This window comes from Actinomyces oris (assembly GCF_001937665.1).
Taxonomy (GTDB): Bacteria; Actinomycetota; Actinomycetes; order Actinomycetales; family Actinomycetaceae; genus Actinomyces; species Actinomyces stomatis.
Map to the genome: position 1 here is coordinate 36123 of NZ_MSKL01000008.1, position 16292 is coordinate 52414.

The 16292-nt window shown below is 65.0% G+C and carries 14 protein-coding genes and 1 pseudogene; 5 read left to right on the top strand and 10 right to left on the bottom strand.

Going from position 1 to position 16292, the window contains the following annotated elements:
• Positions 1–1034, bottom strand: a pseudogene (locus tag BKH28_RS13730) (excinuclease ABC subunit UvrA); the annotation flags it as partial.
• Positions 1035–1344: 310 nt separating this feature from the next.
• Here BKH28_RS13730 and BKH28_RS03695 point away from each other — a divergent pair.
• The 4 genes from BKH28_RS03695 (at position 1345) to BKH28_RS03710 (ending at position 5010) form a co-directional block, all read left to right on the top strand.
• The gene (locus BKH28_RS03695) at positions 1345–2457 is read left to right on the top strand and encodes an ABC transporter permease (RefSeq protein WP_075417537.1); all 1113 of its coding nucleotides are present in this window, start codon (positions 1345–1347) and stop codon (positions 2455–2457) included.
• Positions 2454–3203, top strand: a complete 750-nt coding sequence (locus BKH28_RS03700; RefSeq protein ID WP_075417538.1) for an ABC transporter ATP-binding protein — start codon at positions 2454–2456, stop codon at positions 3201–3203. The genes BKH28_RS03695 and BKH28_RS03700 overlap by 4 nt, the downstream gene beginning before the upstream one ends.
• Before the next feature lie 44 nt (positions 3204–3247).
• Entirely contained in the window at positions 3248–3871 is a 624-nt protein-coding gene (locus BKH28_RS03705) for an SGNH/GDSL hydrolase family protein (protein WP_075417539.1), read from the top strand.
• 110 nt (positions 3872–3981) lie between these two features.
• On the top strand, positions 3982–5010 hold the full coding sequence (locus BKH28_RS03710; RefSeq protein WP_075417540.1) for a LacI family DNA-binding transcriptional regulator: 1029 nt from the start codon (positions 3982–3984) through the stop codon (positions 5008–5010).
• An 83-nt stretch (positions 5011–5093) separates the two neighbouring features.
• Here the strand turns inward: BKH28_RS03710 and BKH28_RS03715 are convergent, their stop codons facing one another.
• The 4 genes from BKH28_RS03715 to BKH28_RS03730 all read right to left on the bottom strand — a co-directional run bounded on the left by BKH28_RS03715 (position 5094) and on the right by BKH28_RS03730 (position 10497).
• Positions 5094–7163 (bottom strand): PTS beta-glucoside transporter subunit IIBCA, encoded by a 2070-nt coding sequence (locus tag BKH28_RS03715; protein WP_178388822.1) that lies wholly within the window; start codon positions 7161–7163, stop codon positions 5094–5096.
• 231 nt (positions 7164–7394) lie between these two features.
• On the bottom strand, positions 7395–8927 hold the full coding sequence (locus BKH28_RS03720; RefSeq protein ID WP_075417542.1) for a glycoside hydrolase family 32 protein: 1533 nt from the start codon (positions 8925–8927) through the stop codon (positions 7395–7397).
• 89 nt (positions 8928–9016) lie between these two features.
• Positions 9017–9262: a hypothetical protein gene (locus tag BKH28_RS03725; protein WP_004564914.1), complete on the bottom strand. Its 246-nt coding sequence runs from the start codon at positions 9260–9262 to the stop codon at positions 9017–9019.
• Positions 9259–10497, bottom strand: coding sequence for an inorganic phosphate transporter (locus BKH28_RS03730; protein WP_075417543.1), 1239 nt, complete (start codon positions 10495–10497; stop codon positions 9259–9261). The genes BKH28_RS03725 and BKH28_RS03730 overlap by 4 nt, the downstream gene beginning before the upstream one ends.
• Positions 10498–10805: 308 nt before the next feature.
• Here BKH28_RS03730 and BKH28_RS03735 point away from each other — a divergent pair, with 308 nt between their 5' ends.
• On the top strand, positions 10806–12407 hold the full coding sequence (locus BKH28_RS03735) for an Hsp70 family protein (protein WP_075417544.1): 1602 nt from the start codon (positions 10806–10808) through the stop codon (positions 12405–12407).
• Between the two features lie 20 nt (positions 12408–12427).
• Here the strand turns inward: BKH28_RS03735 and BKH28_RS03740 are convergent, their stop codons facing one another.
• The 5 genes from BKH28_RS03740 to BKH28_RS03760 form a co-directional block, all read right to left on the bottom strand.
• A complete protein-coding gene (locus tag BKH28_RS03740) occupies positions 12428–13387 on the bottom strand; it encodes an aldo/keto reductase (protein WP_075417545.1) in 960 nt (319 codons plus the stop codon).
• A gap of 163 nt (positions 13388–13550) precedes the next feature.
• Positions 13551–14078 (bottom strand): MerR family transcriptional regulator, encoded by a 528-nt coding sequence (locus tag BKH28_RS03745; protein WP_009397704.1) that lies wholly within the window; start codon positions 14076–14078, stop codon positions 13551–13553.
• A 317-nt stretch (positions 14079–14395) separates the two neighbouring features.
• Entirely contained in the window at positions 14396–14869 is a 474-nt protein-coding gene (locus BKH28_RS03750) for a DUF151 domain-containing protein (protein WP_075417546.1), read from the bottom strand.
• A gap of 132 nt (positions 14870–15001) precedes the next feature.
• Positions 15002–15766, bottom strand: a complete 765-nt coding sequence (locus tag BKH28_RS03755; protein WP_178388823.1) for a MerR family transcriptional regulator — start codon at positions 15764–15766, stop codon at positions 15002–15004.
• Positions 15763–16215, bottom strand: coding sequence for an FHA domain-containing protein (locus BKH28_RS03760; RefSeq protein ID WP_075417547.1), 453 nt, complete (start codon positions 16213–16215; stop codon positions 15763–15765). The genes BKH28_RS03755 and BKH28_RS03760 overlap by 4 nt, the downstream gene beginning before the upstream one ends.
• Positions 16216–16292 lie beyond the last annotated feature (77 nt).

Below are 16292 nucleotides of genomic sequence, written 5' to 3' on the forward strand. Positions count from 1 at the left end.
TGGCGACAACAAGGGTGGGACTCCTGAAGACGAGTAACCCACTGCAGCAGATCGGAGATCTGCATGGTGCAGGCATCGGCAATCGACTTCCCATCGATCAAGCAGGTGCGGGCTGGTTCGGACAAGCGGGTCCCATGACACTGCGGGCAGGTCCCGAAGACAGCGGCCCGTTCCACAAAGGCGCGAATATGAGGCTGCAGTGCCTCTGGTTCCTTGGCGAGCATCGACTTGCGGATCCTGGGAACAAGCCCTTCGTAGGTGGTGTTGATGCCTCCGACCTTGATCTTCGTGGGCTCCTTGTAGAGCAGGTCGTCTCTCTGCTGGGGCGTGAAGGAGACCACCGGCACATCTGCCGGAAAGAGGCCGGATTCGGTGAAACTGCGCACCTGCCAGCCACCGGCAACATATCCGGGGACGGTGATTGCACCGTCCTTCAGGGAGAGCGTTTCATCGAGCACCTGCGTCAGATCGATATCGGAGACCCTGCCCATGCCTTCGCAGCGCGGGCACATCCCGCCCTGAACGGTGAATGTCTTGCGCTCGACGATCTTGCGGCCGCCGCGCTGCGTGGTGACCGCACCGCCACCGGTGACGGACGGGACGTTGAAGGCGAAGGCCTGAGGTGAGCCGATATGCGGCGCGCCGTGCGTCGAGTACAGGACCCTCAGCAGTGCTCCGACGTCGCTGACGGTGCCGAGGGTTGAGCGCGGGTTGGCCCCCAGACGTTCCTGGTCCACGGTGATCGCCGCCGTCAGCCCCTCCAGGCGGTCGACGGCGGGACGTGCACTGGCATCCATGAATCCCTGAACGAAGGCCGGGTAGGTCTCATTGACCAGGCGGCGCGACTCGGCAGCGATCGTGGCGAAGACGAGTGAGCTCTTGCCTGAGCCCGACACGCCGGTGAACACCGTCAGTCTGCGCTTAGGGATGACGACGTCGATACCGCGCAGGTTGTTCTCGCGAGCCCCGACGACGCGGATGACGTCGTGCTCGTCAGCAGGGGGCTGAGCAGTCCTTCCACCAGTAGTAGTCACACAGACGATTGTGCCGGACGTCGTCGAAGAACGGTGCCGCAACAGCCTGCTCGGCAGAGCAAGCCCAACTCACCTAATGCCGATAATGCACATTATGTCATTCTCAGTGGAGCGCCACTCACCCGAGGCGCACCACAGAATCCGGACGTCACCTCCGCCCGACCGCCCGCTCCTCGACGACAGCCGTTCGCACAGCACTCTCTCCACCCAACCACCCATGAGCTCTCGCGCCACACAAACCTCGAGCGCGATGTAGCCTTCACGGAGTGCGTCGGCCGGCCCGCTGCCGACTTTTCCTCAGGGAGCCCCATTGTTCCTAGCGCTGCGCGAGATTCGCCACGAACCCGTGCGCTTCACGCTCATCATCTCCGTCATCACGCTGGTGGCTTATCTCACATTCTTCCTGGCTTCGTTGGCTGTGGGTCTTGCTCACCGTTACCGCGCCGGTATCGACGGCTGGAACACCGCCAGCGTCGCCGTCACCGACGCCTCCAACGAGAACCTCTCCGCCTCACGCCTGAGCGACAAGCAGCTGAGCGCGGCCAAGAACCTGGCCAAGGACAACGGAACCGTGGCGTCTTCCCTGATGAGCACCGCCGCTGTCGCTCAGGCGCCAGACGTCACAGACGAGGATGGCCAATCCCTGCGAGAAGACGTCTTCGCCTTTGGAATCGATCTGGACGGGCGGCTCAGTCCATCTGTGGCCGACGGACGAGCGATTTCCGACCCCGATAGCGAGGCCCTCATCGACGACTCCCTGAAGGCCAAGGGGCTCACAGTCGGCGAGACGATTCGACTGCTGGGATCCGATCACGACTGGACCATTGTCGGATTCACCCATGACACCACCTTCCAGGCGGCTCCTATCGTGACCCTGGACAGCCGGGCCTTGAGCCGGTACGGCCCCGCCAGCCTGTCCCCCGCCGTTTCCGCCGTCGTATTCACCTCCGACCTGACCACGGACAACAAGGCCATGCAGTCCGCTGAGGACGCGGGACTGAAGATCCTCACCACCGAGGAGCTCGTTCGCACGCTCCCCGGCTACTCGGCCCAGGTACTCACCTTCAGCCTCATGATCGGCTCGCTCATCATCATCGCCTCCACAGTGCTGGGCATCTTCATCTATGTGCTGACACTGCAGAAAAGGCCAGTGCTGGGCATCCTCAAAGCACGCGGCGTGCCCACGAGCTACCTCATCCGCTCCGGCTGCGCCCAGACCCTCGTGCTGTCGATCGCCGGCATCGGCATCGGCCTGCTTCTGACGATAGCGACGTCCCTGGTCCTCCCCCGTGCCGTGCCCTTCAGGATTTCCGTCCTTCTGGACCTTCTCATCGTCACGGCTTTCATCGCCGTCTCGGTCATCGGCGGCTTCATCTCAGTACGGGTCATCTCCCGCATCGACCCCGTGGAGGCCATCTCATGACCCCGTCAAGAACAGCGGACGAAGCGGCAGCCACCGTCATGTCCCTGGAGTCGGTGACCCGGGACTACCGTCAGGGCGATGAGACCGTTCACGCGTTGCGCAGCACCGACCTCACGCTGCGCACCGGTGAGCTGGTGGGGATCCTGGGCCCCTCCGGCTCAGGAAAGTCCACGCTCCTGACCATCATGGGCGGCCTGCGTACTCCCTCCAGCGGCACCGTCACGATCTCTGGTCAGCCCTTCTCCAACCTACCGGAGAAGCAACGGGCCAGGCTTCGACTTGAGCGCATCGGCTTCGTTCTCCAAGCCTCGGGACTGGTTCCCTTCCTGAGACTCAACGACCAGTTCTGCCTGCACGACCGAGCGGCACGAACGAAGGGCGACACCGACAGACGGGACCACCTTCTGGGCTCGCTCGGCATCATGAAGCGCGCCCACGCCTACCCCTCCGAGCTCTCCGGAGGTGAGCGTCAGCGCGCAGCCATCGCGGTGGCGCTCTACCACGACCCAGACATCATTCTGGCGGACGAACCCACCGCCGCACTGGACACCCGGCGGGCCCAGGACGTCGCCCATCTCCTCGCGGAGCAGACCCATGAGCTGGGCAAGGCAACGGTGATGGTCACTCATGACGAGCGGCTGCTTCCCGTATGTGATCGGGTGCTGGTCATGCACGACGGTGTCCTGACGGAGCAGGACACGACCAAGGACGACCTCGGACAAGGCGGCTTGGATGATGACCGCTGAGCCGCGCTGGTTCCTCCCAGCATGGAGAACTACAGTCGGTAGCCGTGTCCACGATCCCGAACTCCAGTGACTTCCCCACTGCCGTCTTCCTCGGCGATTCCATCACCACCGGGTGGCGAGCCCTGAGCCATCCCCGCAATCGCTGGACCTCCCTGGTGTGCGAGCATCAGCGGTGGCGGGAGGTGAACCTGGCGACGGACGGCCTGGGGTTCTTCGCGCGACGCGGGGGCCATCTACCCGGCGGGCAGCGCTCGCCGTCGTGCCGTGACACCACCTGGTTGGAAGCGGTTCTGCGTTGCGAGCCCGACGTCGTCACGATCAGCCTGGGATTGAACGACGCCGCCTTCCTCCCCTCTCAGCGTGAGCTGGTCGAGCAGGCGATCGACCACGACCTCAGCTTCATCTCCTCACGTCTGCGGGGTGCGCCGGTCATCATCGCACCCTACTTCCCCTCTCTGGAGGTCGGTCCACGTTTCCAGGCCATCCACCGCCTCGTTCATGAGAAGGCGACATCCTTGGGCCTGACCTCAACCGACGCCTTGAGCACGGCCATCAACGGTGACGAGAACCGACTGGCCATCGACCAGATCCACCCCGACGACGCCGGACACGCCCAGATGGCCCGCGCCATGATCTCCTTCTATGCCGAGATCCTGCCCGACACGTAACACTTCCACCCATGTTTACGCAGGTCAGTTGGGTAATGACCCCCTCGAGGCATATGCTTGACAGCAGATCGCACTCACCGTGACCGACTAAGGAGCTCGAGGACCCACTCGTGGAGTCACACCGCGAACCCACACTGGCTGATGTTGCCCAGGCTGCAGGCGTCTCGCTGACTACAGTCTCCCGCGTACTCAACAACCGCGGCTACCTCTCCCAAGAGACACGGGAGCGGGTGGCCGAGGCGATCGCGCAGCTCAACTATCGTCCCAATCAGATCGCCAGAGCACTGCACGGCAAGTCGACGCATTCGATCGGGCTGATCGTCCCCACCGTCGCTCTGCCCTTCTTCGGTGAGCTGACCGAACATGTCGAGGACTTCCTCGCAGACCATGGTTACAGGACATTCGTCTGCAACTCCATGGGCAAGGCGGATCGGGAGCGTGAGTATCTCGACCTGCTCGTCTCCCACCGGGTCGATGGCATCATCTCCAGCGCCCACAACGACGGCATGGCCGACTACGGCTCGATTCACCTGCCCCTGGTCAGTGTTGATCGTGACCTCTCCCCCATCGTTCCCAACGTCCGCTGCGACAACGAGGCCGGCGGCCGACTCGCCGCCGAGCACCTGCTCAAGCGCGGGGCGCGCCGCCCGGCCCTGCTGACGTCTCGCACCGGAATCCACAACCTGCGGGAGAAGGGGTACCGCCAGGTGCTCCAGCAGGCAGGTATCGAGCCGGTGGTCCTGACCGTCGACTTCAACACGCCCAATAGCGAGCGCCCCGGTCTCATCCGTGAGCGGCTCGACCTCGTCGCCGACGACATCGACGCGGTCTTCGCAACCGACGATCTCGCTGCCGCACAAGTGATGGAGTGGGCGGCCGAGCGCGGCCTGAGGATTCCGGACGACTTCAAGGTGATCGGCTTTGACGGCACGATCGCCATGCAGCACGCGCTGCCGGCACTGACCACGATCCAGCAGCCCATCGCCAAGCTGGCACGAGCAGCTGTCGACCTGCTCCTGAACCGGATCGAGTCGACCACCGCTGTCTCCTCGGAGAACAAGCAGCCGAGCGAGCCGTGGAAGGAGCAGCGACTCCCCTCCCCCATGCCGGTGAGGCTGCTGTCCGGCCGTACCACCTAGTGAGCCGTTGACGATAGTCGTGGGCCCCGACCTTGATGGTCGGGGCCCACGACTATCTGCGTCACAAACCGTCGTTGAATAGATCAGGCATTGGACTGGGCGGCATCGGCCTGAGCGCTCTCCTTGTCGTCATCGGAGTCGTCGGTCTTGCGCAGGACGTCGAAGAGGGCCTCGCCCCGGTGGATCGTCCCAGCACCGTGCTGCTCAATACCCTCGTAGCCCTGGGCGTTGGAGACGACGATCGGGGTGACGGTCTGGTAGCCGGCGGCACCGACGGCGGCCCAGTCGACGTCCACCAGCGGCATGCCGCGCAGAACCTTGTCACCGGCCTTGACCTTCGGGCTGAAGTGCTTGCCCTCGAGCTGGACGGTGTCCATGCCGACGTGGATGAGCAGCTCGACTCCGCTGGCGGCCCGCAGGCCATAGGCGTGCCCAGTCGGGAAGGCCACAAGCACCTCGCCGTCGACCGGTGAGACGACCGGCCCCTCGGCGGGAGCAATGGCCATGCCCGGGCCGAGCATGCCGGAGGCGAAGGTCTGGTCCTCCACCTCGGACAGCGGGATCGCGCGCCCCTGGATCGGTGCGGTGACGGTGAAGTCCTCGGCGGCCTCAGCGGGCAGCTCGACGGTCTCGGCGTGCTCGGCCATGGCCTCGGCCTCCAGGGCTGCCTCATCCCCCTCACCGACGTCGTCACCGGCCAGGGATGCCTTTCCACGGGTGGTGCCGTAGGCGAAGGCGGCGCCAAAGGCAGCGATGAAGACGATCACCTCGAGGATGAGGTACTTGACGATGTCGTCGGGAACGATCGAGACGAAACCAACGAATCCGGCGGCACCCAGAGCCTGGTTATGGATGTCGAGCAGGGCGACTGCCGCACCCCCGAGGGAGGCCACGCCCATCCCGATGAAGAAGGGCCAGCGCAGACGCAAGTTGACACCGAAGATGGCGGGCTCGGTGATACCGACGATCGCGGAAACACCACCAGCACCGGCCAGACCCTTCATCTTGGAGTCCTTGGTCAGGAAGAAGACCGCCAGGGTCACGGCCCCCTGGGCGACATTGGCCATGGAGGCGATCGGGAAGATGAAGGAGCCGGGACCGCCGCTGCTCATCTGCGCGATGAGGGGCAGCTCCACCGCGGGGAAGGACTGGTGCAGACCGGTGACCACGATTGGGGAGTAGACCATGCCGAAGAGGAAACCGCCCACCGGTCCAGCGGTCGTGTACAGCCAGCTCAGGCCGTTGGTGATGCCGTCGGAGAGCTCGCGCGCGAGAGGACCGACGACAACGAAGGTGAGGAAGCCGGTCACCAACAGAGTGATGAGCGGGGTCAGCAGGAAGTCAGCAGTCCCGGACAGGCGCTTGTGGAGCCATTTCTCGATGTATGCCAGTAGCCATGAGACGCATAGGACGGGGATGACCATGGCCTGATAGCCGATCTTGTCCACGGTCAGGCCGAAGAGGTGCCATACCTCAATGGTGCCGGCCTGCCGAGCCGTCTCGATCTCGTAGGCGCTGGTCAGCTGGGTGGAGACCATGGCGGCGCCCATGGCCGCGCCCAAGTAGACGTTGCCACCGAAGCGCTTGACTGCGGAGAAGCCGACGAGCACCGGCAGGAAGGCGAAGGCTGCCGAGGAGACGAGGTTGATGACGTCGTCGTAGTCGGCGAGCCACGAGAACCTGTCGACGAGCCCGTAGGCGCCAGTGGGGTTGTCCGAAGTGACGAAGGAGGACGCGGTGAAGAAATCGGCCGTGAGGACGTTGTGAATCGCCATCATGAGACCACCGGCGACCAGGGCCGGAAGCAGCGGGACGAAGATGTCCGCAATTGCCTTGATGAAGCGGGAGAGCGGGTTGCCGCTCTTGGCCGCCTGTTCCTTGGCCTCGTCCTTGGAGACCTCCTTGACCCCTCCGGTTTGGATCATCTCGGAGAAGACGAGGTCGACGTCTCCCGGTCCCACGATGATCTGGAACATACCGCCTGCGATGAAGGTGCCCTTGAGATCGGGGTCCTTGTCAAGAGCCTTCTGGTCGACCTTGTCCATGTCATTGAGGACGAGACGCAAGCGCGTTGCGCAGTGCGCCGCTGCGTTGATGTTGTTGGCGCCACCGACATACGTCAGGACATCCTTCGCCACGCGGGCGTGATCCATTGCCACCCGAGGGTTTCCTTTCTCGTGATGGGACCGCAGCAGCTGGGAGGGCGGGGAAACCCAACGGTCGGGAACATCGCTGACTCCCTGCGGCCACACCTGTGTCAATCGATCGTCACATTACAGTGAGTTAGAGCACCCTGCAACCGGAGAGAGGGGCCTGGTCAATTTCCTGTCCTCGCCCTGCTCAGGAGCCTTTTTCTCCTGTCATGGCGCGAGGTTGAGAAGAATTCAGGACGGCATGAAAGTCCTCGTGCTGCCGGTTGTCAGCGCGAGACTCCCCTCCACCATCAGCCGCGTTCCCGAGCTGTTGATGTCGACGAAGCTGCGCAGTGTGAGGACCAGCGCCCCGTCGCCAACGAAGACCTCGGTCAGCGAGCGGTCGTGAATGATCTCCAGCACCGGCTCACATCCTTCAGGAAGTGTCACTGCACGCATGGAACCGTGCTGGGTATAGCGGGAGGTGGAGCGATCCACCCGGAGCACCTGCCCGTCCAGGGTGATGTCCACGTGCGAGTCATCCGATCCGACCCGCAGTCCCCACGGCCCCGTGGTCCGCTCAGTGTCGGCCTCCAGGCGAAGCTGCCAGCTGCGGTGCCCACTCAGGTTGTCGACCTCATAGCGGCCATCCTTCAGGCGCTCACCCACGAGTGCCGGTTCGCCGGCGTCATACGGGAGCGAGGCAGCAGGGCGCTGGATGAGCCGACCCGCCTTGAGACTCAGCATCCGAGGAATGCTCAGGGCGTGGACCCACTGCCCGGTCTCGATGGAGGGCTGATCGTCCTCGGAGGCGTTGCCCGCCCACCCGGTCAGCAGCACCGGCCCCGATTCGGAGGGGCACCGGGCGAAGATCTGAGGGGCGTAGAACTCGAAGCCCCGGTCGACCTCGTGGAAGACCCCGCCGGTCTCTCGCAGCTCTGTACCCACGAGACGACCCACCGTGTAGACGCAGGGGAAGATGTTCTCAAAGCCCTCCCGGCCGGGCTTGATGCCCTGTGGGCACCAGATGAGAACGTCCCAGTCCTCGCCTGTGTCCTCGTCCTTCAGCCGCACCAGGCCGGGGCACTCCCACATGTACCCGAAGGAGTCGAAGGTGCCTCCCGCCCCGGGGAAGCTCAGCTCTCCCTCGAGCTCCCAGGAGACCAGGTCCCGGGAACGGTACAGCACTGCGGCACCGGTCTCGTTGACGCGCTGGACCCCGATGAGCATTCGGTACTCCCCCGGCCGGTCAGGATCCCTGAAGACCTGCGGGTCACGGTAGTGGGCCGTGTAGCCCTCGGCGTGGGTGGGAATGAGGGGGTTGCCGGGCCACTTGGTGAAGTCGGTCAGGTCGCCGCTGGTCACCAGGCACTGGCTGGCGGTGCGCTCATCGGTGACGGGGTCCTTGAGGTTCCCGGTGTAGAAGAGGTGGTAGGGGGCCTGAGCGGCTGCGCCGTCGAGCTCAGCCCCTTCCAACACGATCGCGTTGCCGGAGTATGCACCGGAGCGGTCGTAGGACGAGTCCGGGATGATGGCGGGCTCATGGTGACGCCAGTGCAGGAGATCTGTCGAGGACGAGTGCCCCCAGTAGACCAGCTTGCGGTGAGGGTGGAAGGGACTGAACTGGTAGAAGGCGTGGTAGGTGTCGCCGTCGACCAGCAGCCCATTAGGGTCGTTGAGTCGCCCCACCGGTGGGACGACGTGGAAGCGCGGGTAGTCCGGGTCATCAGCCGCTACAGACGCAGCAATCGCATCCAGGGCCAGGTCCTTGAGGTCCTCAGTCACGATGTGATGTTAGCAGGACCACTATCGTGTACTGGGGCGATTCTCAGTGGATGCCCCGCCGCGAAAGGGCAGTGTGAATGAGCGGGTGCTCAGTGGAAGTACGGGACGATGAGCCACAGACCGAACAGCGCGATCACGGCGGCAATGGCGATGAAGACGCCTGCCAGAACCTGAGCCAGGCGCACCCCTTCGACCTCGCCGGCCTCGTGCTTGGCGTGCACAGTGGCCAGCATGCGAGCCGCCAGCGAGCAGATGGTGAGGATGAAGGCGGTGCCCAGTACCGTCACTGACGCCACCAGCCCCAGCGAGCCCCAGTCGATCGCCATACCGGTCATGCCATGGATCCTGTCGTCATCCGATGCGTACTGTCCTGGTCCGTCGCGCCGTTGACGATCTCGGAACGCACCTCGTCCAGCGTCAGCGGAGCACGTCCCAGCTCTGGATCCTGCTTGACGACGACGACCTCGGAGGCGTCATTGACGTTGGAGAAATCCACCCGGTTGTGCCCCGCCTGCCGGATGATGGCCAGGGCTCCGAGAATGAGCAGACAGATGACGACGATCGTCCCCGGCACCCCGCCCTTGACTGCGACATAGGACGTGGCGGCCCCCACCAGGCCTGAGCACGGAAGCGTCACCAACCAGGCGATCCCCATCTTGCCGGCAGTCCTCCAGGACACCTCGGTGCCCCGGCCGATCCCTGAGCCCAGGATCGAACCGGTGCAGATGTGGGTGGTGGACAGGGCGAAGCCCAGGTGGGAGGAGGCCAGGATCGCCACGGTCGAGGCGGTCTCGGACGCGAAGCCCTGCGGCGCCTCAACATGCACCAGACCACGCCCCATGGTGCGCATGATGCGCCACCCGCCCGAGTAGGTGCCCAGCCCGATGGCGAGGCCCGCTGCGGCGATGACCCACCAGTGGGGGCCGGTACCGGCCTCCTGGTAGCCGCCGGCCACGAGCACCAGCGTGATGACCCCCATGGTCTTCTGCCCGTCAGACGTGCCGTGGGACAGGGCCACCAGCGATGCGGTGACCCGCTGACTGTTGCGGAAGAGCCTCTCGGAGTATGGGTTGGTCGGATGCGCGATGCGGTAAGCCAGTGCGGTGGCCAGCGCTGCCGCCACCCCGGCCACAACCGGAGCGATGACGGCAGGCAGAATGATCTTAGAGATCACCGTCCCCCAATGGACTCCCTGGACCCCGGCGGCCACCACCACCGCTCCGATGAGTCCCCCGAACAACGCGTGGGACGACGACGACGGCAGTCCGAACAACCAGGTCGCCAGGTTCCACAGGATGGCGCCGGCCAGACCAGCGAAGATCATGGCCGGCGCCGCCTCGATCACCGTGTCATCGAACATCCCATGAGAGATCGTCTTGGAGACCTCTGTCGACAGGCAGGCGCCGATCACATTGAGCACGGCGGCGACCAGAACCGCTCTTCTGGGTGTGAAGGCGCCTGTCGCCACCGACGTCGCCATCGCATTGGACGAGTCGTGGAAACCGTTCGTGAAGTCGAAGACGAGGGCCGTCACGACGACAACGATCACGAGGAAGAGAATGGTGCTCATACCGTTCCCGATGGGAGATTTGGGTGACCCTCTCGACCGCCCTGGCAGGCGGCTGCGGAGGCCCGGGTCGCGTGAGCGCAACCCACCAGTATTGTTACCCGCCGACCCCCCTGCTGCCTAACCAATCGCATACGAGCTTCTCACCGGTTCCCGGCATCCCATAAGCCCGTCATGTCCAGTACCCAGCAACACGGTCTTTCGTCCCATCTCGGGGGCAAAGCCGCTGAGCCAATTGTCACGTTCCTCAAGTACCCCTTGACGTGGTGGCTTAGCCCAGAAGGAGGGGTCCGTCACGATAGGGTCACCGCATGGCAGCGGACACCACGAAGAGCCTGGACAGCATTAGCAGCGGCACCCTCCCCGACCAGGGGATCGACTCCGAGTCGGCGACAGACATCGATCTGGGCATCGACCTGGGGACGACACGCACCGTCGTCGCACGCGCTGATCGGGGGAACTACCCCGTTATCAGCTTCACCGACGAGCACGGCGACGAGCACGACTTCATCCCCTCGCTGACAGCACTGCACGAAGGTGTGCTCGTCCATGGTTTCGCTGCCAGGCGGGCCGCCCATCACGGGGCTCCGTTGCTGCGCAGCCTCAAACGGGTCCTGGCCTCCCCCACGTTGACGGCCTCGACACCGGTGCGGCTGGGAGACCAGACCTTCTCCGTTTTGGAGGTTCTCACCAGCTACCTGCGTCACCTTGAAGCAGAGCTCGCTGAACGGGGCGTCGACATCGCACGCACTCGAGTGGTTGTCGCGGTTCCTGCCCACGCCTACGGGGCCCAACGCCTCCTGACTCTTGAGGCCTTCCAGCAGGCCGGCTTCCGTGTCGCCGCCATGCTCAACGAGCCCAGTGCAGCCGGATTCGAGTACACGCATCGCAAGGCGACCACCGTCTCCTCCAGACGCACCCGGGTTCTGGTCTATGACCTGGGTGGCGGCACCTTCGACACCTCCCTGGTCGACGTCGTCGGCACTTCTCACGAGGTGCTGGCTTCTCACGGCCTGGGAGACCTGGGCGGTGACGACGTCGACCTGCTCATGGCCACGATGGCCCTGAGCGCAGCGGGTATCACCGAGGAGGACCTCTCCCCCACCGAGCTCGACGACCTGCTGGACCAGTGCCGGGACGCCAAGGAGCACCTCACTCCTCAGAGCCGTCGAGTGCTCATCGTCCTGAGGGGTCAGGACGTCGTCCTGCCCGTGGTCGACCTGTACCAGACCTGCACACCGCTCATTGAGCGCTCTTTGGGCACGATGGCGCCACTGGTGGGCAGGCTGGACGATGGGAGCCCGGACCTGACTGACATCGCCGGCGTCTACCTGGTCGGCGGCGCCTCCGGTCTCCCTCTGGTGCCCAGGCTCCTGCGGGAGCGCTTCGGTCGTCGGGTTCACCGCTCCCCCTACCCTGGGGCCTCCACCGCCATCGGCCTGGCGATCGCGGCGGACCGCACCAGCGACTACGACCTCACTGACCGGCTCTCCCGGGGCTTCGGCGTCTTCCGCGAGGCCGACGGCGGGCACCGTCTCACCTTCGACGCGATCCTCAGTCCCGAGTCCGTCCAGGCCTCACCCGGTGGCCGGGAGGGAACGGTGCTGACCCGCGAGTACGATGCAGCGCACAACATCGGCTGGTACCGCTTCGTGGAGTGCGCCGGTGTCGACGAGGGCGGTGAGCCTCGCGGCGAGATCGCTCCCTATCAGGACATCGTCTTCCCCTTCGAGGTCTCGCTGCGGGACGTCGACGACCAGGAGCTGAGGAACTACTCGGTGGAGCGACGCGATCACGGTCCGCGGATTCAGGAGCACTACCGCGTCGATGAGGCCGGTCTGGTTCGCGTCACCATCACCGACCTCACCGACGGATACAGCCGCCGTTACGTTCTGGGCAGGCGCGCCCAGTAGACGCCGGCCCCCGCAGCGGGTCAGGAGCGAGCGGCGTCGGAGACCCGGGTGAGCGCCTGGGTCTCCTCGTCACTGATCTCGAGAGTCAGAGCGTCCATGATCGGCCGCAGCTGACTCAGATCGCGTGCTGAGGCCAGCGGAGCAGTGACACCGGGACGATCACGCAGCCAGGCCAGTGCTACGGCTGCGGGCTCCACTCCGTGATCCGCCGCCACTCTGGCGACGGTTTCAACGACGTCATAGCACTCCGGCCGCTGGTAATCAGCGACCATTCCAGCTCGGTCGCCACTCATCGGCTCATCTCTGCGGTACTTTCCTGTGAGGAAACCGGCAGCCAGGGCGAAGTAGGGCATGAGACCCATGCCGAGCTCGGCCGCCACCTCTCCCCTGGCGCCCGGGCCTTCAACATCGTCTCGGTGGAGAAGGTTGTAGTGGGGTTGAAGGACGATGGGCCGAGCGACCCCCTGGGAGTCGGCTATGGAGAACCATTGCCGGATGCGCTCGGGCGTGTAGTTGGACAGTCCCACATGCCGGATCCTGCCGGCGAGGCGGGCCTCCTCGAAGGCGGAGACTGTCTCCTCCAGCGGAGTGGATTCATCGTCGAAGTGGGCGTAGTAGATATCAATGACGTCGGTGCGCAGACGCGATAGCGACTCCTCCAGCGCCCGGCGGACGTTGTCCGCGCTCAGACCTGGACGGTCGGGCTTGGTGGAGACCTTCGTGGCCAGAACCACGCGCTCACGGACAGCGCGCGAGGCGAGCCACGCTCCGATCACGGTCTCCGACTCCCCTCCTGAGTTCCCCGGGGCCCAGTAGGAGTATCCGTCGGCAGTGTCGATGAGGTTCCCACCGCCATCCACGTAAGCGTCCAGTACATCGAAGGAGGTCGCCTCATCAGCCGTCCAGCCGAAAACGTTGCCTCCCAGGCCAATGGGGCTGATCCGCAGGTCGGCCAGGGTACGGTTTGGAGCTCCAGTCATCTTGCCTCCTGGTTTGAGAGCGACACCGGAAAGCCGCACCGCGGCGGCATCCACCCTGTCATGAGTCGAATTGACGAAGCCAGAATACGTTCGAGGCTGGAACCGTCACGACGGGTTCCAGCCTCGGCGAACAAGCAGTTGAATGGTGCGCGTCTCGCGGCGCTCAGATGGCCTGCTGCCGCTTGGCGGCGCGACGCTTGGCCAGCTCATCCTCGACCAGCGGCGTCCCGAGCGCCTGGGCGTGATCGACGGGAAGATCCGCCAGCGCTCCTTCGACCTCGTGCCATACCCGCCCCACAGCGATACCGAAGACGCCCTGGCCGCCGGCGACCAGGTCAACGACCTCATCGGCCGAGGTGCACTCGTAGACCGAGGCGCCGTCGCTCATGAGGGTGATGGAGGCCAGGTCCTCGACGCCGCGGGAGTGGAGGGCACTGACGGCCGTGCGGATCTGCTGCAGCGAGACCCCGGTGTCCAGGAGGCGCTTGACGACCTTGAGGACCAGGATGTCGCGGAAGGAGTAGAGCCGCTGAGAGCCCGATCCCTTGGCGCTCCGAATCGACGGCTCGACCAGTCCGGTGCGCGCCCAGTAGTCGAGCTGGCGGTACGTGATACCGGCGGCACGGCAGGCCACCGGCCCTCGGTAGCCCGAGTCCGCATCGAGTTGCGGCAACGGGTCGCCGAACAGCATGCCCTGAGTACGCTGAGGCCTTGCTATCGCACTGGCTTCATTCATGCTCACGACCTGCTCCTGTCACCGGAAGAACACGCACCTGAAACTGGCGCGGCGGCCCGCCTCGTGCGGCCACGGCTCCACGATAGGGCCAGTTGAGGCGATGCTCAACGAAGGGCACGCCCCAACTCGTTGTGCCGTCAGGCATGAATCTCCAGCTGAGGTCAACGGTCTGCACGCACGTGTCGACAATTCCTTGCGATGGAGCCAGATCACCGGTAACACAACACTGACAACACGTGCCATAGATCACAACATCAGTCACACGAGTCACATCAGTCCCGCGTGTCGTCGGCCAGGTCATCGGTCTCCGACAGCGTTCGCTGCCACTGCGCAAGCCGCTCGGCGCCATGGTCGTCGCTGAGATCAACAGCTCTCAGGCGCGTCAGCGACCTGCTGGCATGCACCGGAAACCGATGGTAACCACTCAGAAGCAGCCCCTCCCCCGGAGTACAGGCAACCGTCATCACCTGGTTCGCACAGGCAGGAGTCTCAACGACGAGCCGGGCGACGATGCGCGCGTCATCGTCGACGTCGAGCTCAGTACGCCCGATGCGACCACCCAATGCCTCGACGACGTCATCGAGAAGCCTGGGCCACGACGGCGATCTGTGTGAGCCGTGAGCCTGCAGAACCAGCCCCTCGTGCGCCGTCACCGGGATGGCCAGCATCGCCGGCCCTCCGTCCTCCACGAGGACGGCGACCAAGCCGTCATCAGGATCGGTGGATCTGACACCCACCAACTGCATCAATGGCACGTTCCAACCCTACGGGAGGCGGTCATCCCTGTCCTAGGAACACGCACACGATGCACGCTGACCTTTGTCGATACAAAACAGCCCGGCCAGGCGACCGCCTACCGGGCGTGCGTGCACTCGCCCTCAGCCCAGCGCATCCACGGCGCGACGCAGCAGAATCGTGTGCAGGTCCGCGACGAGCTCGGCCAGCTCCCGAGCCGTCTCCTCACCGGCGCTACGCGACCGCGACCGGCGCGGGGCCACTGCCTGGTCGATCGTGTCCGCCTCCCGCTCAGCCGAGGCTCGCACCGCACGCAGGTTGCGCAGAGGCACTCCCTTGCGGGTGATCTCCATGGCCAGGCGCACGGTCCTCAGATTCTGCTGGCTGTAACGCCCACGGACATCGGGGCTGATGAGCCCAACGGCGACGAGCTCCTCGATCTGAGACTCACTGGCGCCGGAGTGGGCCAGGAGAGCCTCCAGGTCCATGGGGCCGTCGTCGACGATCTGACCATCCCGGGCGACCACCCGGGCAACGGGCTGTGGTGCGGGGGCCTCGACGTCGGCGTCCAGGAGCGCCAGACGGTCACGGATGACGTGCAACGGGAGGTACTCGTCCCGCTGCACAGCCAAGGCATAGCGCAGACGCTCCAAGTCCGCCTGCGAATAGCGACGGTAACCGTTGCCGACACGGTGAGGACTGATGAGCCCCTCGCCCTCGAGATAACGAACCTTGGAGATCGACAGGGCCGGGAACTCCACCTTGAGGAGATCCACCACCTGCCCGATCTTCATCACAGGCTCTCGAGAGATGCCGCGGGGCCAGGTCTCGCCTGCCGGGCGCTCAGAGGCCTCGAGCAAGGAGGAGGGGGCATCTCGCTTCTTGCTTCGTGCGGTTGCGGCGCTCACCGAGACGCGGCTCCGCCCTGGGGGCCGGGGTGGTAGGTCATCCGGTACTTGCCGATCTGGACCTCATCGCCGGAGCGAAGAGCCACCTGCTCCACTCGCGTGCGGTTGACATACGTTCCATTGAGCGAACCGGAGTCACGAACCCCGTACCCACCATCGGGCAGAGACGAGAAGACCGCGTGCTTCCTGGAGACGGTGACGTCGTCAAGGAAGATGTCGGCACGCGGGTGGCGTCCCACGGTCGTCTCCTCAGCATCCAGGAGGAACCGCGCACCAGTGGTCGGGCCGTGGTGGACGAGGAGAAGCGCCGTTCCCGACGGCAGGGCAGCGATCGCGGCGGCGTCCTGCTGGCTCAGCCCCACCACCGGGGAGTCAACTGAGTTGGCGACGTCGACGACCCCAAAGGTCTGTGTGGAGGAGGGATCCTGCTCGATCGGACTGCTCGACATTATTCCTGCCCCTCGGTTCGTTGCGGCGCCCGGTGCGCCGCCTCAGGGACCACCATACCGTTCGTTGCACCGCCGTC

Excerpts from the sequence above, each read along its gene's own strand:
- BKH28_RS03750 (WP_075417546.1), bottom strand. The coding sequence starts at position 14,869 with ATGCAGTTGGTGGGTGTCAGATCCACCGATCCTGATGACGGCTTGGTC.
- BKH28_RS03700 (WP_075417538.1), top strand. The coding sequence starts at position 2,454 with ATGACCCCGTCAAGAACAGCGGACGAAGCGGCAGCCACCGTCATGTCC.
- BKH28_RS03760 (WP_075417547.1), bottom strand. The coding sequence starts at position 16,215 with ATGTCGAGCAGTCCGATCGAGCAGGATCCCTCCTCCACACAGACCTTT.
- BKH28_RS03715 (WP_178388822.1), bottom strand. The coding sequence starts at position 7,163 with ATGGATCACGCCCGCGTGGCGAAGGATGTCCTGACGTATGTCGGTGGC.
- BKH28_RS03740 (WP_075417545.1), bottom strand. The coding sequence starts at position 13,387 with ATGACTGGAGCTCCAAACCGTACCCTGGCCGACCTGCGGATCAGCCCC.
- BKH28_RS03730 (WP_075417543.1), bottom strand. The coding sequence starts at position 10,497 with ATGAGCACCATTCTCTTCCTCGTGATCGTTGTCGTCGTGACGGCCCTC.
- BKH28_RS03745 (WP_009397704.1), bottom strand. The coding sequence starts at position 14,078 with ATGCTGTTCGGCGACCCGTTGCCGCAACTCGATGCGGACTCGGGCTAC.
- BKH28_RS03725 (WP_004564914.1), bottom strand. The coding sequence starts at position 9,262 with ATGACCGGTATGGCGATCGACTGGGGCTCGCTGGGGCTGGTGGCGTCA.
- BKH28_RS03735 (WP_075417544.1), top strand. The coding sequence starts at position 10,806 with ATGGCAGCGGACACCACGAAGAGCCTGGACAGCATTAGCAGCGGCACC.